The sequence below is a fragment of the Acinetobacter towneri genome, assembly GCF_001758345.1.
In the GTDB taxonomy this organism is placed as follows: domain Bacteria; phylum Pseudomonadota; class Gammaproteobacteria; order Pseudomonadales; family Moraxellaceae; genus Acinetobacter; species Acinetobacter towneri_A.
In genome coordinates this window covers 249,928-272,736 of record NZ_MKQS01000005.1, presented here as the reverse complement: position 1 = coordinate 272,736, position 22,809 = coordinate 249,928, and the positions used below count along the sequence as shown (strand labels likewise).

Sequence of the window (22,809 nt, the reverse complement as noted above, 5' to 3'; positions counted from 1 at the left end):
TTAAAAAAATGCCAACTTAAGAAGGTAAATGTATATGGACTGTAACACTAATATTGTATATTAATTAACTAAACTAGGATAATTTCTTGTCCGCGCTAAATAAATTTAGCCATATAGGCATAAATAATTGATATGGCTAAACATTTAAATTGAGGTAAAGTTATAAATGAATACAACAGTAAAAGTAATCTCGGTTGACGGTGATGTTTGGCGCTTTTCCAATACAAATAAAAAATTAATTCTAAAAAAAGGGGCGAAACTTCAGGCAAAGGATGTATTGCATCTTTCTGAAGAAAGCAATGTCGTATTGCAGCTTTCAAATGGTCGTGTAGTCGAAATACACGGCAAAGATTTAATCAATAACGATGGTAATTTCAGTCTTAATTCCTTACTGGTCGAGTCAAATTCAGATATCGACAAAATTGTAAATTTTGCAAAATCATTTCAGCAAATGAATGAATCTGAACAACAAAATGATGTTGTTCGCTTAGACGACGGTCGCGTATTCAAAAAAGAGGGTAAGGACTACGTTGAAATTGCAGGGGAGTCTTTTGAGGGTGATCCTGAGGCAACACAAGGCGGCCACCGTTTTGTCCAGATTGCTAGAGTGGGTGAAACTTCTATAGCTGATGGCATTAACCCTTTGATGCTGAATAGGGTGGTCGATAATATTCCACCTTTAGGGATTGAATATCCAGCATCCTTATCAGTTATTAAGCCTTTTGAACATGGTTTGGGCGGTGGAAGTTGGATGCCATTGTCTGTATCTACACTAACAGGAAATACCCCCCCCTGTTGCAGTGAATGACAACTACACCACGCCGCACAACACTCCAGTGGTTCTCAATCCACTACAAGATGATACCGATCCAGAAAATGACGCCTTAAGCATTACCAGCATTAACGGCGTCACCCTGACACCAGGTACAGCACAGAGCATTCCTGTAACCAATTTTAATGGCACGCTGCAAGGTGCTGATGTTGACACCACCGACAGCCTAACCTATGCGTTTACAGGTGTTCCAAGCGACGTATTGACCTCCAATGGCGTGGCCGTGGTGTGGACATTGGTCAGCGCGACCGAAGTTGTGGGAACAGCCAACGGTATTCCAGTGGTCAGTGTGATCTTAGACAGCGCAACAGGCGACTACACCGTCACCTTAGATGGTGCGGTGGATCATGCGGATAACAGCGTAGAAGACATCCTTGACTTCACCATTCCGACCAGCGTTACCGACAACCATGGTGCGACCGCCACTTCGACCTTGAATGTCATTGTTGAAGACGACAGCCCTGTTGCGGTTGATGACACAGCAGCGATTGCTGAGGACGACGTCAGCACTACAGGCAACGTCCTGACCAATGACACCACAGGTGGGGATGGCTATGCAGATATCGCCACAGCAGTCACCGAAGTTGCGGGAAATCCAGCGGACGTTGGACAACCCGTCAGCCTCAACCATGGTGACCTCACCTTAGGTGCGAATGGTGCATACAGCTACAGCTTGAACAACCTTGATCCAGCCGTGCAAGCATTGGCACTAGGTGAAACCTTAACTGAAACCATCAGCTACACCATGATTGATGCGGATGGCGACGAAAGCCAAGCCACCTTAACCATTACCATCACGGGTACCAACGACGCCCCAACGCTATTGGCAGGTAGTGCGCGGGTCTCGGAAGAAGGCTTAGTTGGCGGACTTGCCGATAGCAATGGCGATGACCTCACCGACAGTCGAACCTTTAATGGCACGCTGCAAGGTGCTGATGTTGACACCACCGACAGCCTAACCTATGCGTTTACAGGTGTTCCAAGCGACGTATTGACCTCCAATGGCGTGGCCGTGGTGTGGACATTGGTCAGCGCGACCGAAGTTGTGGGAACAGCCAACGGTATTCCAGTGGTCAGTGTGATCTTAGACAGCGCAACAGGCGACTACACCGTCACCTTAGATGGTGCGGTGGATCATGCGGATAACAGCGTAGAAGACATCCTTGACTTCACCATTCCGACCAGCGTTACCGACAACCATGGTGCGACAGCAGCGTCGACGCTGAATGTTATTGTTGAAGATGACGGCCCAAGCGTCAGCGTTGGCAGGACCGCTGCGACATTGACGGTGGATGAAACCGCTTACGGCGTTGATGCGACAGCCAGTTACAGCGATGCGTTCACGCATGCGTTTGGTGCAGACACTGCCGCAGTGACCAATAGCTTGGTCTACAGCTTAAGCACCACCGTCGGCAGCGACAGTGGTCTGGTTGACACCGTAACTGGTGAAAACATCTACCTGTTCCAAGACGTGAATGGCGACATCATTGGACTGGTTGGCGCAGCAGGTGTTGCTGACCCAGCGGGTGCAGAAGCGTTCCGCGTCAGTGTGGATGCGACCAATGCCGACGTGACCTTGAACCAAAGCCGCGCCATCGTGCATGCGGACACTGCGGATCACAACGATGCCTCGGCATTGATCAGCAGCGCGATCACGTTGACAGCGACTGCGACGGATAAAGATGGCGACACGGCCAGTGCGGATCTTGATATTGAAGGCACCTTAAGCTTCTTGGATGACGGCCCAAGCGTCACCACCAACGCGGTACTCACAGTATTAGAAGTTGACGAAACAGTGTTGACCACGAATGACAGCGAAAACTTTGCTAGTGCCTTCACCGTCAACACCTACGGTGCAGATGGACAAGCATTAAGCAACGCGCTAGTTTATAGCCTCGGCATATCAAGTGTTGGTGCAGTGAGTGGTGTGATTGACGTTGCTACAGGTCAGGCAGTTTATCTGTACGCCTTGGTAACAGGTGAAGTGGTCGGCTTAGTGGGCACAGGAGGCTTTGCGGATCCATCGGGTGCAGAAGCCTTCCGTATCAGCGTTAATGCAGCAACAGGTCAGGTTGACCTCGATCAAGTCCGGGCATTACAACATCCAAATCCAGCACAACCGAATGAGTTAATTAATTTAACGACCAATGCCGTGACATTGATTGCCACAGCAACGGATAAAGACGGTGATAGTGCTTTCGCAAGCATTAGCTTGGGTGATAAAGTGGGTTTCCGTGATGATGTACCAACGATTGTGACCACAGGTGCTGTCATTAATGTGGAGGTTGATGAAACAACCTTATTAACGAACCAAACTGAAAACTTCTCCACTGCATTTAATATCAATTATCGTGCAGATGGTGCAGGCACTACGGTTTATAGTCTGACTGCATCCAGTGTTGGTGCAGTGAGTGGTGTGATTGATGTTGCCACAGGTCAAGCGGTTTATCTGTATCAAGAGGGTGCGGACATCGTTGGACGGGTAGGATCAGCAGGTGCGCCAGACGCAGGTGGTGCGGAAGCATTCCGTATCAGCGTAAATGCAGGCACAGGAGAAGTGACACTAGATCAAGTCCTTGCGTTAACCCACCCAACAGGCGGTACTGGCTCACCGAATGAACTCATTAACTTAACGACGAATGCAGTGACATTGACGGCTACTGTGACCGACAAAGACGGTGATAGTGCCACTGCAAGCATTAGTTTGGGTGATAAAGTTGGCTTCCGTGATGATGCGCCAACCGTTGCAGTTGTAGCAACGACCACGAATCTGCTGGTTGATGAAACCAGCTTGGCATCCAACGCTACACAAGACTTCTCCACTTCATTTAATGTGAATTATCGTGCAGATGGTGCGGGAACTACTGTTTATAGCTTGGGCATATCAGGTGCTGGTGTACCGAGTGGTGTAGTTGATGTTGCCACTGGTCAAGGTGTCTATCTGTACTTTGAAGCTGGTAATGTGGTAGGACGTGTTGGCAGTGGTGGTGTGGCAGACGTAAATGGTGCAATCGCATTCAATATCACTATCGTTTCAAGTACAGGCGCAGTGACTTTAGATCAATTGCTTGCATTAAGTCATCCTGAAGGTAGTGATGATAATGACATCGTTAGCTTAACCGCTGCTGCAGTGACCTTAACCGCCACAGTCACTGATAAAGACGGTGACAGTGCCTCTGACACTATGAATTTAGGTGATCGAGTTAACTTCCGTGACGATGCGCCGACCGTTGCAGTTGTAGCAACGACCACGAATCTGCTGGTTGATGAAACCAGCTTGGCATCCAACGCTACACAAGACTTCTCCACTTCATTTAATGTGAATTATCGTGCAGATGGTGCGGGAACTACTGTTTATAGCTTGGGCATATCAGGTGCTGGTGTACCGAGTGGTGTAGTTGATGTTGCCACTGGTCAAGGTGTCTATCTGTTCCTAGAATCAGGCAGTGTCGTAGGACGTGTTGGTAGTGGTGGTGTGGCAGACGCAGGTGGTGCAACTGCATTTAATATCAGCGTTAATGCAGCAACAGGTGCAGTGACACTAGACCAAGTCCGCGCATTAGAGCATCCAAATTCAGCACAACCGAATGAACTCATTAACTTAACTACCGGTGCAGTGAGTTTGACTGCAACTGTTACCGACAGAGATGGTGATACTGCTTCTGCAAGTATTAGCTTGGGTGATAAAGTGGGTTTCCGAGATGATGCGCCAACGATTGTGACCACAGGTGCTGTCATTAATGTGGAGGTTGATGAAACAACCTTGGCAACTGACCACACCCAAAACTTCTCCACTGCATTTAATATCAATTATCGTGCAGATGGTGCAGGCACTACCGTTTATAGCTTAGGCGTATTAGGTGATGGTGTGCCGAGTGGCGTAGTTGATATTGCCACAGGTGAAAGTGTTTATCTGTTCCTAGAATCAGGCAGTGTCGTAGGACGTGTTGGTAGTGGTGGTGTGGCAGATACAGGTGGTGCAGTTGCGTTTAATATCCATGTTAATGCCACATCAGGTGCAGTGACACTAGACCAAGTCCGCGCATTAGAGCATCCAAATTCAGCACAACCGAATGAACTCATTAACTTAACGACGAATGCAGTGACATTGACGGCTACTGTGACCGACAAAGACGGTGATAGTGCCACTGCAAGTATTAGCTTGGGTGATAAAGTGGGTTTCCGAGATGATGCGCCAACGATTGTGACCACAGGTGCTGTCATTAATGTGGAGGTTGATGAAACCACCTTATCTGGCAATGATACCGAAAACTTCTCGACGGCGTTTACTGTGAACTACGGTGCAGATAATGCAGGCACTACCGCTTATAGCCTAAGCGTATTAAGTGAGGGTGCGAATAGCGGTGTGGTTGATATTGCGACAGGTCAAGCGATTTGGCTGTATTCGGAATTTGGTGGTGTGGTAGGGCGCGTAGGCAGTGGTGGTGTGGCTAATTCATCAGGTGCAATTGCATTTAATATCACTGTCGACTCAAGTACAGGTGCAGTGACCCTAGATCAGGTTCGTGCATTACAGCATCCAAATGCGAGTAATCCGAATGAATTGATTAATTTAACCAACGATACAGTGATATTAACGGCTACCGCTACTGATAAAGACGGCGACCAAAATTCCGCCAGTCTTAATATAGGTAATAGAATTGGCTTCCTAGACGACGCCCCAACAATCAGCTCGAATCCTGGTGTATTGGGCACTGTGCGAGTGGATGAAACTGTACTGCAAAGTAACGCTATGGTTTCAKCCACAGACGTTGACTTTGTAACAAACGTGTTCACTCCAAATTATCGTGCAGATGGTGCGGCAACCACCAATCCTCTGGTGTACAGCTTGCAGATTGCGAGTGTTGGTGTAAACAGTGGTTTAGTCGATACTGCAACTGGTCAGGCGATTCTACTTTACAAAGAAGGCAATGATGTTGTTGGACGTGTGGGCAATTCAAGTGGTGCGGAAGCGTTCCGTATGAGCTTGACTGGTGATGCCATGACCTTAACTCAATCTCGTGCGGTGGTGCATCCAACGACTGGTGCCTCCCATAACGAACCTGTGGGGTTAGTAAATGGTGCATTGTTTGTCAGAGCGGTTGCAACTGATAAAGATGGCGATAACGTTCAAACGCAAGTAGACGTCGGTAGTCGTTTTACCTTCCTAGATGATGGCCCAGTCTTTGTTAGCTCAACAACGGCAACAGTAGATGAAGCGGATTTACCACTGGGTAGTTCTCCTACACCATCCGCATTGACCCAATCTGGCACATTAACGATCAACTTTGGTGCGGATACAGGTTCTAGCTCACCAAGAGATGTGGTGTTTACAACGGCAACCACGGACTATCTGGAAAACACATGGGATAGCAATGGCCCAGATAATGAAGCGATATCATTTGTGCTTTCAAATGGGGGTCATACACTCACCGCAACACGTGGCGGCGATACCGTATTTACTGCGACGATTAATGTTGCTGCAAATGACGTGGTGACGTACACCTTCACCTTAAATAAAGCAATCAATCACGCTACGTTGAAATACCTAGACATTCCATTTAATGCTGTAAGTATTGTCGATGCTGATGGTGATACTGTAAATGGCAACTTTGTAGTGCGTGTGATTGATGATTCACCAAACCCACTTGTTCCAATTAACGTCAGTGTTTATGAAGACCTGTATATTCCAAATACAACTTCTCCCACCAATACCTTTAATACCAATGCCGATGCAACAGGTAGTAATACGGTGGTGAATGAACCGAATATTGGACCGAATACATGGAAGACGGCACATGGTAGGGCAGTGGTTAACGCAGATGGGACAATCACCTATACCCCAGACCTAGACTTTAGTGGTACGGATACATTTACCTTCACTACGACAACAGATGATGGTGCGAAGACCTACACAGTCGATATGACCGTTGTCCCTGTATCCAATGATGCTCCGATTATGAGCAGTGTCACTTCACATTGTATTCAGGAAGATAGTACTGCAGTCACACCATATGATCTAAATCTCGTTGTACCAGCGATTAAAGATGCTACAGATGATAATGGTGTCCCTACTGGTGATAACCCAGAGAGAATTGGTGAACTTAGACTAGCTCTGACAGGTCTTGGTGCAACAGCCAATGCTTTCAATACCAATGCAGGTGCAGTCTTGGTGACCGCATCTGGTGTACCGTTGGTGAATAATGGCTCAGGGGTGTATAGGGTTGTTATTGTTGATACATCAGGTAGTACTACACCATCGGCAAGCTATCATCATGCAGGTGTTCCATCTGGTAGTGGGGCAGTTAACTATTTAACGGCAGCGGAATATGCAGATATTAGTGTGAAGTTGGGCGATCATCGTCATGAAAACTTTAACCTAAATGTGCGAGCAACCAGTTATGAAGTTGATGGAACTACGGGTCAAATTTTGACTGCTGTTTATGGCTCGAATACAAACCTGGGTAATCAGGCTGATGATGCTTTGGGTGCTGGTGCAAGAAATTCAGAAAGCATTACGATACGTGCGCGTGCTGTGACCGACAATGCAGCCGTTACTTATGAAACGGCAATTACAAGTGGTACAGCGACACTTGTAGCACCAGAGGCAAGTGGTATAACAGCTCCGCCTGCTGCGGCGTCGTCTTATCAAGTCGCCTATTCAGGTGCAAATAGAACGGCTGATGTCACGATTTATGAAGAAAGATACTTCAATCTCAAAGACATTATCAATGTCAGCTTCGCAGATCGTGATGGCAGTGAAGTCCGTTCTATTACCATTGAAAATCCTGCGGGCTCTGGAGGTACAATTCGCATTGACAGTGGTTCAGGTTTTGTCGATGTTGCAGTAGGTACTACAGTCACCATTAATGCACGCACAGGTGCAAGTGGGCAAACGGGTGATGAAGCCAGTTTCCCTGATATTCGTATCGCTACGCCATCAAACTTTAGTGGTGATATTACGAATATTACAATCACCATTAATGCACTGGATACGGATAGTGATGGCTCAAACTGCGGTGGTCCAATTGCAGAAGCAGATTTAACAGACAACAGTGTTATTCTGAACTTACATATTCCACCACGAGCAGGCGACGTTGCCGCTGGGAATGTATCAACAGCAGAAGATACCGCAGTTGCTTTCTTGCAGCATGTGAGAGTGACCGATACAGGCACAGGTGATGAACGTATCAATACCGTGTCATTTACCGTACCTACAGACTGGAAAGTCATTGCACCAACAGGATTGACACCTCCACTTGATACTGGCTGGAGCGTTATTGGTGATGGTCTTGGTGATGGTATAGGTAGTGATACTTACACCATTAACTTTGATGCTAGCTTGACAGAGGCACAACGTGAAGCGGTTCTGGATGCGTTCCGAATTCTACCGCCTGCACATAGCAGCAGAGATTTGCCAGCCGCTGATTTGCAAGTTGCGATTACCTCGACAGATACCAATACCACAGGTTCAGATACTGCAATCAAAACGATTGGTATCGGCATCACAGTGACCCCAACCGCTGAAGCTTTAGCGCTGACAGGCAATGTCACGATTACAGGTTCAAAGACTGATTACTATGCCACAGCAGCAGACAACCCAGACAATTGGACTGCGATGAATACCGATATCAATGCTGCCAATGCCAATGTTGATGGTGGTCTTACACCTGACTTAAGCATGAATGGCAACTTTATCTATGGAACAAATGGTTTTGAAGATACATGGTTTGCACTAAATACCGATGGTTTCGACTTTAAAACACCTTGGCGTAATGAAGATGGTGTGGGTTCAGGCGGTGCAAATGGCAATAAAGAAAATACTTTTGCAGTGCTCACTGCCTATGAAGTGGTGCGTGATGCAGGTGGGATCATTACAGGACTTAATCCAATTGCTGGAGAGTTTAAACATAGCGGCAGCACAGCATTTGCTAGTGAAGTTGCCATAGAGTTCTTAGATTCAGTTGCATTCAAAGGGCCAGAGGGTTTTTCAGGTGAAGTGTTTATCAAAGTACAAGCACGTACCAAAGACTACGATGAAAATACCAATGCGGAAGTGATACAAGACTCTGGCGTAGCTTGGCTGAAAAATATATTGCTTAGGCCTGTTGCAGATGATGTGACCTTGCAGGTCAATATTCGTGAGGTGATGAACGAAGATACCTCAAGAGCATTGACCATTCGTACACAAACCACTGATCTCGATGGTAGCGAAACCTTTAATATCCAAATTAAAGGCATTCCAGTAGGCAGTAAAATCGAATTTAATGGTCATGTCTATGATACGTTAGAGGGTAGCACTTGGAACCATGGTGGCGATCAATTGGTTGTTCAAGGTGGTGTATACACCTTAAAATTGCATGGCTTGCCACAAGGCACCATTAAACCGATCTTCACCCCACCGAAAGACAGTAATACCAATGGTTTGGATATCAAATTAACCGTTGAAGCCGTATCCGTAGATACGATCACGATTTCAGGTGGGCCGACATATACCCACACCAATCCAGTGACATCGACACAAACCATCGCAATCTCCGTTATTGGTGTGCCTGATGCACCGTTGCTAACCATTGTGAATGGTCAAACGTGGGTGGAAAATGATTTGGATGAGCATAATGGGGGCAGTAATAGTGCTGCTGCCGATGGTGATCCAAATGTGATTGATCTGAGCAACTTTATTACAGCTGCGACGGTCGGCGAAACAAACCCATTGAATCCGTCAGTCAATTCAGAAACATTGACGCTGCGTATTACCAATTTACCTGAAGGCTTTAGTTTAGTAGATGCAGCAACAGGCAATCCAATCACCACCTTGGCTGGTGGTTCAGGCGATGCGCGTGTTTGGGTGCTGACTCCAGCACAGATTGCGACCACACAAATCAAAACACCTGTGAACTTTAGTGGTACGGAAAACTTTACCGTAGAACCTGTGGTCACAGAAAACGATGGTAGAGCCACCAAGTTTGGCCCACCGCAAGTCGTTGATTTCCATGTCACGCCATCACCAGAAGCTACGTTGAATTTATCTTCTAATGTTTGGGAAGATGAAATCGGTGGAAATATAGGTCGGATTGACCTGTCGACAGTCATCCAAAATGGCGACAACGTCAATGATGAAATCTATGAAGTACGCATCTTAGCGTCAGAGGTTGCTGCCCGAGATCTGATTCTGTATAGCGATGCGGGTGGATCTTCGGCACTGGTTGCAAACGGTGATGGTTACTACTACATTCTGCAAGCTAACTTGGGTAGTCTGTATGTGCGTAGTCCTGCTAACTATAGCGGAGACATTAATCTCAATATGGATTATATCGTCCGTGATACCTCAAGCGATACCACTCTAGGCCCGATTTACACTGGCCCTACTATTGCAGGTGTTACGACGGCTAGCTGGAGTGCTGGTCATTTCAATACCATTTCCCACACGCTACATTTCCGTCCAGTCACTGATGTGGTTGATATGGCGTTCGAGAGCTTCGCAAATACGGGTGGTACTGTTGGCACTGATATTCATGCGAGTCACCCACAATATACCTTAGCTGGCACAGGTACAGTCACTGTTAATCTGGATATTACCAAAGCCATTGATGCCAGTTCAGCTGAAGCTGAAAATGCAGTTACTGGCGTAAATGATCGCGATTATGACTATGCAAGTGGAGCTGGCGAACATATCACGCGTATTGTGATTGATGGTGTGCCTGATGGCGTTACGGTAGACGGCGCAACCTTCCTAGGCGGTGGTCAGTGGCAGATTACTGCGGCTGATGGCTTTACAGGTCAGATCGATAAAGCCGTGACGTTTAATGTGAATAGAGCGATTAATGATGTGGATGGTCGGGACATTTACATGACTGTGTATACACAGGATAAAGATGCCGCCATTACCACGGACACCGTGATTGTGAATATCAAGACCACCTTTACTGGCGGTACCACAGTGATATTGCCAACCCTTGATTTAAGTCCGCTTAATCCAACAGTATTGGAAGATGATTACAATGACCCTGATGCTGATGGTGCTGGTTTTGCGCTGTCTAAAGCAGTGCAGCTTGAGTCTGTAACTATTCCTACAGGGGGTAGTATCCCAGCCAGCTACGACCTGACCGTGACAATCCGCACTTATGAAGGGGATGACACCACATTCACAGGTGCAGGCATTAGTGGTCCAATTACAGTGATTGAAAATGCAGGTACGCCACAAGAACAGGTCGTGACATTGTGGATTGTGACGAAGTCTGTCACTGATGCCAATGCACAGTCGACATTGCAAGGTATCTTGGACGACATTAGAGTGCATACCGCAGAACACGCGAACGGCAACACTAATAATCTGGATAGCACTGTACCTATCGATGTTTCTGCGGTGTTCAATAGCAGTGGTGTCGCGCGTGGTGATCGTGTTGGCGGTGCGACTGATTATGATAATGATAATCCTGTTGATGTAGCGGGTGATGATGCAGCAGGTATTGTGACCATCACGCCTGTGACAGATCAAGCAACCTTGACCATTACTCAAACAGAAGCAACCAATGAGGGTGAAATTATCCCAATCAGTATCACTGTATCGAATGAAGCCGATGAATCAGGTGACTGGACGATTGTGGGTGGCACTGTCTACTTCCAATTGAGTGGTGTAGTGATTGCTGGTGAGTTGCAATATACCAATGGTACGCCTTTATCTACAGTGACTAACCCTGCTGGTCTACCATCTGGCACATATTATGTCATTACAGGTGCTATGCCAGATACATTGGTCAATCTGCAATATGCGGTTGATAGTGCTGCTGAATATGAAAGCGGTAGCTTTAACCTCAATGCGTGGGCGATTAATCAAGAGAATGGCAGCACCTTACAGTTACTCTCTGATGGTACGACGACGCTGACGGTGAACAAGGTGAATACGCCACCAGTCATTAGCATTGTGGCAGCCAATGATGAACATGATGGTTCGGGTGCGATGGCAGTTGGTAGTATTCAGTTGGCAATCACCGAAACCTTAATGCCTGCGGGTGTGAATGAAAATCTATATTCTGCATTGATTCAGAATTTGCCAAATGGTTTCTTGGTGTACTACGGGGAAGATCAGAATTCGGCAACCTTGGCAACTAATGCAGGTGATGGTACGTGGGTAATTCCTGTTTCTGACAATGATTTACCGCCGTACATCAGCATTAAGCCACCTGCGTACTGGAGTGGAACATTGAGTAGTGTCAAGTTCTCGCTTGTGAGTGGTGAAGCGGGTTTACCAGCCAATGTCACAGATTTCCCATTTAACCTTATCGTGACACCAGTTGCKGATGGGATCTTCCAATTTGCACCGACCTATAGCTTTGCTAATGTAGGTGAGCCGTTGGTCTTGAACCTCAACATGGGGATGCAAGACCCCGTGTCGGTGACCGATGATGACCCTGCTGCAGCACCTGATCAATACCACGAGTTGACTACTCTGAAATTCCGTAACATTCCTGATGGTGCAGATACTGTATTCTTGGCAAATAATGCACTGATTAACCCAAGCCTGATTACGTATAATGCGGTTACGGGTGAACATACCATTACAGGTCTCACACAGGCACAGTTGGATAACTTCCAGATACTGCATGAGGGCACAGMAGGTCGTGTAAGTATTCAAGTTGATGCACAAACCTATGAGGTGGAAACTGCAACAGGTGCAGTGGCAGATACCAATCCAACGATTGCAACAGCAAGCTTTGAGATCAATGTAACAGGTGGTAATCGTGTTGATGGTACGTCAGCTGGTGACATCATGAGTGGTACAGCAGATAATGATTACATTAACGGTCACGGAGGCGATGACACGATTAGTGGTGGTTCCGGCAATGATGCACTGCTTGGCGAAACAGGGAATGACATCCTAAATGGTGGTGATGGCACGGACTATCTCTATGGCGGTGCTGACAATGACTTCCTACAAGGTGGCACGGGTAATGACATTCTGTTTGGCAACGGTGGCGCAGACCTGTTTATCTGGGGTGACAATGATGCTGATGGCTCTACAGACATTATCAAAGACTTTAACCTTGCTGAAGGTGACAAGATCGATGCCAAAGCATTACTAAATGCTCTAGGTTGGACTTCTGGCTCATTAAGTGACTTTGTGAGTGTAACTGGTAATACTATTAACATTCATGATGTTGCTCAGACTCAAAGTGTCAATATCGTTGTCGAAAATCATAGCTTTAGCGACATCAGCGATATGATTACCAAAACTAATTTCCAGACCTAAATCTCAATTAGGGAGTGACCTCACTCCCTAATGTATTCAGTAATCTTTATGTATAAGATGGTAGCATCTTAAAAAACCTAAAAAATTTAAAACAAGGGGAAACCTGTGAAAGTATTAGCATTAACCAAAATGGCGAGCATGGTTGCATTTACAGCAGTTGCAATGACAGTATCTGCAGCAGATTTAACATCAGTGACTAAAACTGCGATTGAAAATAATCCAGAGGTTCAGGTTCTATGGTCAAACTTTCTTGAAGCAACTGCAAATCAAAAACAAGCACGTGCTGGATACTTACCGTCGTTAGACTTGAATGCAGCGTACGGCAAAGGTAACCGTGAATTCGATGGTGATCGTGGTTGGTTCGATCAGGGACAAGCAGAAATTGCGTTAACGCAAGTGTTGTTCGATGGTTTTCGTATTAAAAGCAAAGTTGAACAAGGCGATTATGCTGCGCTAAAACGTTATTACGATTTGAATGCAGGTATTGAACAAAAAGCACTTGAAGCAACTCAAGCATATTTAGATGTACAGCGTTATCGCGAACTGGTTGGTTTGGCAGAAGGAAATTTTGCCAATCATCAACGTGTTTATAATCAAGTATTACAACGTACCAATCAGGGTGTAGGTAACAGAGCAGATTTGTCACAAATCACAGGTCGTTTATCACTTGCTCAAACCAACTTGATGACTGAACAGGCCAACTTAAATGATGTATCTGCACGTTTTGCACGAATTGTTGGGGTGGAGCCAAGTAGTAATCTTGCGCCAGTAAGTGTGAATGTGGCACTGCCAAACAACACACAAGAATTGATTACCTCTGCGTATAACAATAACAACAGCTTAAAAGCTGCGTTAAGTGAAATGCAATATGCGCGTGCGAGTGCTCAAGAATTTAAAGCCAATATGTACCCGAAACTTTCGTTTGTGGCGCGTACAGGTTTATATCAAAACCGTAATAGTTTTGATGAGCGTAGCAATCCCGATAACGATAAATACGGGCAAGATAGCGCAGTTGAATTAAGACTCAACTACAATCTATTTAATGGTTTTGCAGACAGAGCAGCCATGAATGCTGCTAATGCACGTGTTTCATTATCTAATGATTTGAAAAACAAAGCATGTGTCGATATTCGCCAAACATCAACGGTGGCTTATAACAATGTGAATAACTACAGCAGCCAGTTAGAATGGTTACAACGTCATCGTGATGAATCTGCTTCAGTTGTAAAAGCATATAACGATCAGTTTGATATTGGTCGTCGTACTTTGCTTGATGTACTTGATTCAGAAAATGAAGCCTTTCAGGCCAATCGTGCTTATGTAACTACGCAATATGATTTGAAAGTTGCACAATTCCAAACACTGTATAGCATGGGTCAATTATTGCCTGCGCTCGGTATTCAACGTGATAATTTACCTGCTGTATCAGAAGTGAATCAGCGTGAAATTAATGCTGCAAATGTATGTACAGCGGCAAATGCACAAGTTGAATAATGTGTTAATCAGTTAAAATAAAATAGGGTGCTGTTGCACCCTGTTTTTATAGATGTTCCAACTCTTTTGGGTAAGGTAAATTTACAATTATTCTATTAACTCAATGATATAACTCTGAGTTTGGGAATAATGAACCTTTTATGCTTGTTTGATTCATGGTGAATAAGTGACAACACAAATATTTGATCCTTTAGCTTTATGCCTGATTCGAGTGGCTAAAGATTATGAAATTAGTATTACACAAGAAGGTTTATTATCAGGTTTGCCTTTACCCAATGGAAAGCTAATACCTCAGTTTTTTTCACGTGCAGCTGATCGGGTAAGTTTGACAAGTAATATGGTGCAGCAGAATCTGGATCAACTGAACCATTTTGTTTTTCCTGCCATTTTAATATTGAATAATAATACAGCTTGTGTTTTATATCGTTTTGATACAGAAAGACAGACTGCAACAGTATATTTTCCTGAAATGTCGGATACCGTGACAGAAGTTCCAATTGCACAGTTACAAGAAAAATATCTGGGTTCAGTGATTTATTTGCAACAACGTCAATTTGTGGCGGATAACAAGGTTAAGCTGGAAAAGACAAATCAGCATTGGTTCTGGAGCGTAATTCGACAGCACCGTTCCATGTACAAAGATATTTTATTAGCAGCCCTGTTCGTCAATATCTTTGCTTTGTGTGCACCTTTTTTCGTAATGAATGTTTATGATCGTGTTGTTCCCAACCATGCTACAGATACCCTATGGGTACTCGCCTTTGGAATCATGATTATTATTACGGCTGACTTTATTTTAAAACTGGTGCGTAGTTATTTTGTTGATTTGGCTGCAACCCGTGCTGATAACAAGCTATCTGCCTATATTATGGAAAAAGTATTAGGTCGGCGTATGGAACAGAATAATATGTCTGTTGGTATGATGGCCTCCAATATTCAGTCCTATGAGGCAATTCGTTCTTTTACCAGTTCTATGACTGTGGTATCACTGATTGACTTGCCATTTTTTGTTCTGTTCTTAGCTGTTATCTGTATTATTTCCTGGGTTTTCGTTATTCCTTTAGTCATCGCTGCAATCATTATTTTACTCTATGCATTATCAGTTCATATTAGTTTAAAAAAATTATCTGATGCGATGTCAGAAGCTTCTCAACAGCGTCAGGGATTATTGATAGAAACCTTAAATAATCAGGAAACGATTAAAAGTTTTAATGCTGCTGGACGAATGCAAACTTTATGGGAAAAAGCCACTCGTTTTACCGTACAGTATTCTTCTAAATTACGTTTTATTGGTGGCACTGTTGGTAATTTTGCTGGATGGGTACAACAAACAGCAGGCGTTGTGATTATCCTGGTTGGAGTTTATCTTATTGTAGATGGAAAGTTGACACAAGGTGCACTGATTGCCTGTTATTTATTATCAACCCGTGCCTTGGCTCCAATTGCACAAATTGCAGGTTTATTAACCCAATATTATCAGGCATCCAGTGCCTTAAATATGCTGAATCAAACTGTTGACGCTGAACAGGAACGAGAGAATCTAAAAGGTTGGGTGAGTCATCCACATCTTATAGGACATATCGAATTTAAAAATGTCAGCTTATGTTATCCAAATGAATCACATTCTGCTTTAAATAATATCTCTTTCTCTATTCGAGCAGGAGAGAAAGTGGCGATTCTAGGAAAAGTAGGCTCAGGTAAAAGCTCAATTGAAAAGATACTATTGTCGCTCTATAAGCCGACTGAAGGGTCAGTATTTATTGATCAAACCAACATTAGTCAGATTGATCCAGCAGAATTACGTAGCCAGATTGGTTATATTCCCCAGGACATACAATTGCTGAACGGTACAGTATTATCAAATATTGTCTTAGGTAATCCACATGCTAGCCGTGTTGCTTTGGAACAAAGTTTGGTTGTTTCTGGTTTAAGCCAGATTCTAAAAGCACATGAAGATGGTTTGTCATTACAAGTGGGTGAGGGTGGTCATAAATTATCTGGGGGACAACGGCAGGCGGTTGCCGTGGCACGTGCAATTGCCCAGAATGCTAAAATTTTGGTTTTTGATGAACCGACCAGTGCGATGGATACTCCTCTTGAGAATCATGTGATTCATCATCTAAAACATTATATGACAGCTCAACATACTTTAATTTTGGTCACACATAAACCTACATTACTCACATTGGTTGATCGAATTATTATTTTAGAAGATGGAAAGATTATTGCTGATGGTGATAAGGAAAGTGTAATGAAAGCCATGTTTCCCCAACAAGCTAAAGTTGCAGGAGCTGTATCATGAGCACAGAACACAATAAAACCCAAAGAGAGAAGATGTTTGGGGGCGTAGGTAAAAGTATTGAACAATCAGAAAAAGTTCTGAGTCCAGTGCTAGGGCGTTTAAATTTATTTAAAAAATATCAACCTGCTGATACAAATGATTGGAAAAGTCAGGTACAAGAAGTAACTCAATCACAAAAGCCAATTCAGGCAAGAGTCATCCTTTATGTGATTGTAGTGTTGTTTATTTGTGTAATTATTTGGGCAGGTTTTGCTAAAGTCGATGAAATTACTCGTGGTGAAGGAAAAGTGATTCCATCTCAACAGATGCAAGTGATTCAATCGGTTGATGGTGGCGTGGTTGAAAAGGTGTATGTGCAGGAAGGTGAGCACGTCAAAAAAGGCGATCTATTGATTCGTATTGATCCGACACGGTTCACCTCAAATTTGAATGAAGTTAATGCCAAGATTTTTGCCTTGCAAACCAAAGTTAGACGTTTAAGTGCACAATTAAATGGCTCGGGCTATACCTCAGGCAGTGTCCCTGCGGGGGTTTCACCTGATGCAGCTGCAAACATTATGGCGCAAGAAAGCCAGTATTATGCGGAAAGTTTGCGCGAACTGAGCCAAAGAACGATGACCAATCAAGGTACGGTTTCGACTCGTCAACAGGAATCGCAACGTGCTCAAGCTGCACTCGGACAAGCTGAAAGAGCCTATCAACTTGCAGTGCGTGAACTCAATACCACACGACCTTTGTTAAAGACTGGTGCGGTGTCGGAAATGGATATTTTGCGCCTTGAACGTGACGTATCGAATGCCGATGGTGAACGTAAGCAGGCGGCAGCGAATTTAAGAGCTACGCAGGCATCTATTGGGGAAGCGCAATCACGCACTTCTGAGGCTGCGGTGAGTTTAAAAAATCAATGGCGCAATGAACTGGCAGAAGCGCAAGCTCAGCTAGTGAGTTTAAAAGAAAGTATTTCAGGCGTAGCAGACCGAGTGAAAACCACCGATATTCGTTCACCGACCAATGGTATCGTGCAGAAAATTTTCTTTAATACCATTGGTGGGGTTGTGAAACCAAGCGACCAAGTGGCGGAAATTGTGCCTTTAGATGGTCAATTGATCGTTGAGGCAAAAGTATCGCCGAAAGATATTGCCTTTGTACGACCAGACTTGCCTGCGGTAATTAAATTTACCGCCTATGATTTTTCAATCTATGGCGGAATGAATGCGAAAGTAAAACATATTAGCCCAGACACATTTACCGATGAGAAAGGCAATATGTTTTATATTGTCCGTGCAGTGACTGATAAACCAACGTTTGGTAAAGGATTATCCGTGATTCCCGGCATGACCGTTCAATTGGATATTATGACAGGGAAGAAAACTATTCTTTCTTATCTGCTTAAACCAATTCTTAAAGCGAAAAATAATGCCTTCACAGAACGTTAAGTCGAATAAAAACCGAAATCTCTTAAAATCCCTCTTTTGAAAAGAGGGATTTTTGATTTATAAAGTAAATTTTAAACGCGCGAAATTTACATTTTATTGAAGCAGATAAAAAATCTAAATTCATTTTTAGTTTTTTCCAGTGCCAAAATGTTGCACCCAATACGTTCGATGAGTTACATCATTTCGAACGCAGGCAATCGCATAATCTTTAAATTGGGGTTTCATTAAGTTACCGCAATGTCCGGGACTGAGCGCCAGCCAATTTTCTAAAACTTGTTTTAGGTTGCTTTGACCTGTTGCTAAATTTTCCCCACCACCACCTTTGTATCCTGTTTTTTTAATACGAGCTCTCAGATTTTCACCACTTCGACCGACATGACTTAAAATCTGACGTTGCGAAATATCCAGCGCATGTGCAGTTGAACTTGTTTGTAATTGATTATTCCATTTTAGCGAGTGGGTAGCCGAGTAAGCTATTTTTCCACATTGTTGCGGTTGATGCCGAATCACGTTAATGGCATTTAAAACGGCTTGCTGATATTGTGGATTTTTAATGTCATCACAAGAGATTTTGTCAAAAGAGGCTAAAGTCTGTTGAGGATTTTTTTGAGTGGGTATCGTTGTTGATTTTGCAATGGTTTTATTTGATTGATGCTGCAAAGGCTGTTGTGGTTGTGAATTTGAACATCCATGTAGTAAAAAGTATAGACTGCATATAAAAGAATGATAAGCAATATTTTTCATAGTGCACCTCTAGCAAATTTTTTTATTCATCAGATGTATTAGTTCAGACTTGATCGGACATAACTCTTGAAAAAGAGAAAGTTACCCATTTTGATAAAGGTGTCGAAATCTTAATCAAACAAAGGTAACTTTCTTATGTTGCATACTAACAATCAAATCATCAAACACAAAGTAGGCTTACTCAATTTAGCTGAAGAGCTTCAAAATGTTTCTAGAGCATGCAAAGTGATGGGTGTCTCTAGAGATACTTTTCATCGCTATCAGGAGCTAGTACAGTCTGGTGACATGGATGCATTGATCAATAAATCCCGTCGAGTACCTAATCTAAAAAATCGTGTAGATGATGCTACAGAACTAGCAGTCATTGATTTCGCAACTCAGTATCCAGCTTATGGGCAGCATCGTACTAGTAACGAATTACGCAAGAAGGGTGTATTTGTTTCAGGTAGCGGTGTTCGCTCTATTTGGTTACGCTATGATTTAGAGAACTTTAAGAAGCGTTTGAAAGCACTCGCAGCTAAAGTGGCACAGGATGGTATCGAAGTTCTTTTATGCGATTAGAAATATCTAAATCTGCAGTGAGATTTTTAAACATATTTAAGTAGCATAAGTTGAAACCATACGCCTGAACCGTACCGGGTTTGTCGGAGACCAAGCTTTCTGAGAGAATGTCCCGATGAAAAAAGTAAAATATACCCCTGAAATCAGAGAAAGAGCGGTTCAATTATTGATTGAATCCGAGAAAGATTATCCATCGAATTGGGCTGCGATCACCGCTATTGTTCCCTGAGCAGTATACTGCGCAAGGGTTGTACTCCTGAAACTCTACGTGTTTGGTATCAAAAATATTTAGATAAACAAAACCCAATTAAAGTACAGCAACTTTCAGATCAAGAACGTATTAAACAACTCGAACGTGAAAATAAAGAACTGCAACGTGCTAACGAAATTCTACGTAAAGCAGCCGCTTTTTTCGCCCAGGCGGAGCTCGACCGCCCACACAAATAATGGTAGATTTCATCCATAACAATAAGGCGTTATATGGTGTTGAGGCGATTTGCAGGATTTTACCGATCGCGGCTTCTACCTATTATCGAACACTAGATTTCGTTGAAAACCCAGAACATCGAGCAAAGCGAGATCTACATGACTTGCATCATGCTGAACAANAAAGTACAGCAACTTTCAGATCAAGAACGTATTAAACAACTCGAACGTGAAAATAAAGAACTGCAACGTGCTAACGAAATTCTACGTAAAGCAGCCGCTTTTTTCGCCCAGGCGGAGCTCGACCGCCCACACAAATAATGGTAGATTTCATCCATAACAATAAGGCGTTATATGGTGTTGAGGCGATTTGCAGGATTTTACCGATCGCGGCTTCTACCTATTATCGAACACTAGATTTCGTTGAAAACCCAGAACATCGAGCAAAGCGAGATCTACATGACTTGCATCATGCTGAACAAATTAAACGAATTTGGAAGGAAAGTTCAGGTCGATATGGTGTGCGTAAAGTTTGGCAAAAATTGAAACGTGAAGGCTATGTTATTGCTCGCTGTACAGTTGCTCGATTGATGCAAAAACTAGGTATACAAGGTGTTTGGCGTGGTAAGAATAAACAAACTACCCGTAGCCGAGAGGATCAAAAACGAGCAGATGACTTGGTGAAACGCAATTTTAGTGCTGATCATCCTGACCCTTGCGAAGCAATRCTTCTCAGGTCGCTGACTTCACRTATATTCAAACAAATTCAGGCTGGGTTTATACTGCATTTATTATTGATGTCTTCTCACGAGCAATTGTTGGATGGAAAGTATCGACACGGATGAATACAGATATGGTGCTCGATGCACTTGAGCAAGCGTTACATGCTCGAGACATGCCAAAGAATGTGATTCACCATAGTGACAGAGGGGTTCAATATCTTTCCATTCGCTATACCAATCGTTTAGAAGCAGCAAATTTACGAGCATCAGTCGGTACGACCGGTGATTCATACGATAATGCTTTGGCTGAAACAGTGAATGGCTTATACAAAACAGAGGTGATTGAATATTTAAAAGCAGATTGGCAAGGTTTAGCGGATGTACAACTTGCGACATTAAATTGGGTAGATTGGTTCAATAAAGAGCGTGTACATAGTGCACTAGGTTATGTGCCACCTTTTGATTTTGAAGCAATGTACTATGATAAAATTAATCCGTTAGGTCNAGGGGTTCAATATCTTTCCATTCGCTATACCAATCGTTTAGAAGCAGCAAATTTACGAGCATCAGTCGGTACGACCGGTGATTCATACGATAATGCTTTGGCTGAAACAGTGAATGGCTTATACAAAACAGAGGTGATTGAATATTTAAAAGCAGATTGGCAAGGTTTAGCGGATGTACAACTTGCGACATTAAATTGGGTAGATTGGTTCAATAAAGAGCGTGTACATAGTGCACTAGGTTATGTGCCACCTTTTGATTTTGAAGCAATGTACTATGATAAAATTAATCCGTTAGGTCAGGTGGCCTAACTTAAATAAAAAGTCTCCGACAAACCCGGTACGGTTCAGCCTGTGGATGAATGGTGATTCTGCTTTTTTTGAAATTTTTTAGAGTAATTATCTGTGTTACTGGAAACTTTAAAAGTAGTTCAGATGTCAAATCCATGTGTGTTATTGAATAAAAATAATACAGTAATACTTACGTATATTTGGAGCTTTTGAAAATGGCAGGAGGAATCATTTTTTTCTTGTTTTTAAAGTTTATTTATTATTGAAAGTTTCAAATTTTCCTCCTCGATTAGATACTCACTATTAGTTAGCTATATTTGTGAGTTGGCAAAAAATATCATGTTTCCATTATGATGTTCACATAGCAGATTACAATGAATACAGTAGGGATGGGTACAGTTGATTATTACAATAACAATGCTCAAATTTGATCTTTTTTAATGGTAATTAAAACCCAACAGGAGTCAATTTTTGATAAGTATGTAGACAAATTTAACATGATTGATATCGGGAGCCGTATATGGAAATTAAACAACTGAAACAGGTAGAAGTCGTTACAGATGTTGTATGTGATGTATGCAACCAATCAACGAAACTGGAGTTTGGAACTTTATCGGCGCATTGAGGCTATGGTTCCAAGCATGACGGGGAAAGATATGAATTGCAGTTATGTGAGAAATGTTTCTTTTATGCCTTGGCGACATTAATAAAAGAGCGAGCAGATGAGTTTATGTTTGATGAAAATTTTGACCCTTCAACCCTGGATGGGTTTGGGTTGAAGTGAACCTATCATCGCGATAGGTTCTAAGAATTCAGAAAATACTGATTCATATCCACGCTAGCAGCTTCATTTTTAATGGCGAGTAAGGGATTCAGGAAAAATATTTTTCTTTGCTTCGAGGTCACTGAGTTCGGAAAATGCTTGAATACCGCCTGCGGCTTTAATTCCATCTAAAGCAACGGATAGAGCTTCCTGATCTGACGGGAATGTTTCATCCCATACCGTAGAAGTACCATTTTGGTTTACCACTTCCAGTGTCCAATCACTATCGGGTAATCGATAAATTAGAACTTCAATTTGCTCATTATCCTCTTGTAAAATTTGAGATAAGGGAGAATCGATTAAATCATTTTCATCATAATCCAGAGTATTGTCATTATCAGACATTAGCGGCAGCCTTTATTGTATTTAACATCCGTCCATAGTAATGAATGAATTAAATTTTGCCTAGCAGTGGATATTATAGG

8 protein-coding genes, 4 pseudogenes and 2 other annotated features are annotated in these 22,809 nt (G+C 43.3%); of the genes and pseudogenes, 10 read left to right on the top strand and 2 right to left on the bottom strand.

Annotation, left to right across the window (positions count from 1 at the left end):
- Nucleotides 1–166: 166 nt before the first annotated feature.
- From BJN41_RS04505 to BJN41_RS04485, 5 genes are all read left to right on the top strand, one after another.
- Nucleotides 167–808 carry a hypothetical protein gene (locus BJN41_RS04505; protein WP_070153695.1) on the top strand — a complete coding sequence of 214 codons (642 nt, stop codon included), beginning with the start codon at nt 167–169 and terminating at the stop codon, nt 806–808.
- Nucleotides 801–13,082, top strand: coding sequence for a DUF5801 repeats-in-toxin domain-containing protein (locus BJN41_RS04500; protein ID WP_070153692.1), 12,282 nt, complete (start codon nt 801–803; stop codon nt 13,080–13,082). Before BJN41_RS04505 ends, BJN41_RS04500 begins: the two co-directional genes overlap by 8 nt.
- A 105-nt stretch (nt 13,083–13,187) precedes the next feature.
- Entirely contained in the window at nt 13,188–14,576 is a 1,389-nt protein-coding gene (locus BJN41_RS04495) for a TolC family outer membrane protein (protein WP_070153689.1), read from the top strand.
- A 166-nt stretch (nt 14,577–14,742) separates the two neighbouring features.
- Nucleotides 14,743–16,878: a type I secretion system permease/ATPase gene (locus BJN41_RS04490; RefSeq protein WP_004678121.1), complete on the top strand. Its 2,136-nt coding sequence runs from the start codon at nt 14,743–14,745 to the stop codon at nt 16,876–16,878.
- Nucleotides 16,875–18,314, top strand: a complete 1,440-nt coding sequence (locus BJN41_RS04485) for an HlyD family type I secretion periplasmic adaptor subunit (RefSeq protein WP_070153686.1) — start codon at nt 16,875–16,877, stop codon at nt 18,312–18,314. Before BJN41_RS04490 ends, BJN41_RS04485 begins: the two co-directional genes overlap by 4 nt.
- Before the next feature lie 126 nt (nt 18,315–18,440).
- Here BJN41_RS04485 and BJN41_RS04480 read toward each other — a convergent pair whose 3' ends face one another.
- Nucleotides 18,441–19,058 (bottom strand): CAP domain-containing protein, encoded by a 618-nt coding sequence (locus BJN41_RS04480; RefSeq protein WP_081406279.1) that lies wholly within the window; start codon nt 19,056–19,058, stop codon nt 18,441–18,443.
- A 135-nt stretch (nt 19,059–19,193) separates the two neighbouring features.
- Here BJN41_RS04480 and BJN41_RS04475 point away from each other — a divergent pair.
- The 5 genes and pseudogenes from BJN41_RS04475 to BJN41_RS15825 all read left to right on the top strand — a co-directional run.
- Nucleotides 19,194–19,598 (top strand): annotated as a pseudogene (locus tag BJN41_RS04475) (helix-turn-helix domain-containing protein); the annotation flags it as partial.
- A gap of 219 nt (nt 19,599–19,817) precedes the next feature.
- Nucleotides 19,818–20,066 carry a transposase gene (locus BJN41_RS16070; protein ID WP_070153683.1) on the top strand — a complete coding sequence of 83 codons (249 nt, stop codon included), beginning with the start codon at nt 19,818–19,820 and terminating at the stop codon, nt 20,064–20,066.
- Nucleotides 20,024–20,140 (top strand) — a sequence feature (AL1L pseudoknot). (Overlaps the previous gene by 43 nt.)
- An 88-nt stretch (nt 20,141–20,228) precedes the next feature.
- Nucleotides 20,229–21,270 (top strand): annotated as a pseudogene (locus BJN41_RS14630) (IS3 family transposase); the annotation flags it as partial.
- Nucleotides 20,324–20,440 (top strand) — a sequence feature (AL1L pseudoknot). (Overlaps the previous pseudogene by 117 nt.)
- A 60-nt stretch (nt 21,271–21,330) precedes the next feature.
- Nucleotides 21,331–21,582: pseudogene (locus BJN41_RS15310) on the top strand (integrase core domain-containing protein); the annotation flags it as partial.
- 499 nt (nt 21,583–22,081) lie between these two features.
- Nucleotides 22,082–22,345: pseudogene (locus BJN41_RS15825) on the top strand (hypothetical protein).
- A gap of 69 nt (nt 22,346–22,414) precedes the next feature.
- Here BJN41_RS15825 and BJN41_RS04445 read toward each other — a convergent pair.
- Nucleotides 22,415–22,729 (bottom strand): hypothetical protein, encoded by a 315-nt coding sequence (locus BJN41_RS04445; protein WP_070153676.1) that lies wholly within the window; start codon nt 22,727–22,729, stop codon nt 22,415–22,417.
- Nucleotides 22,730–22,809: the final 80 nt, after the last annotated feature.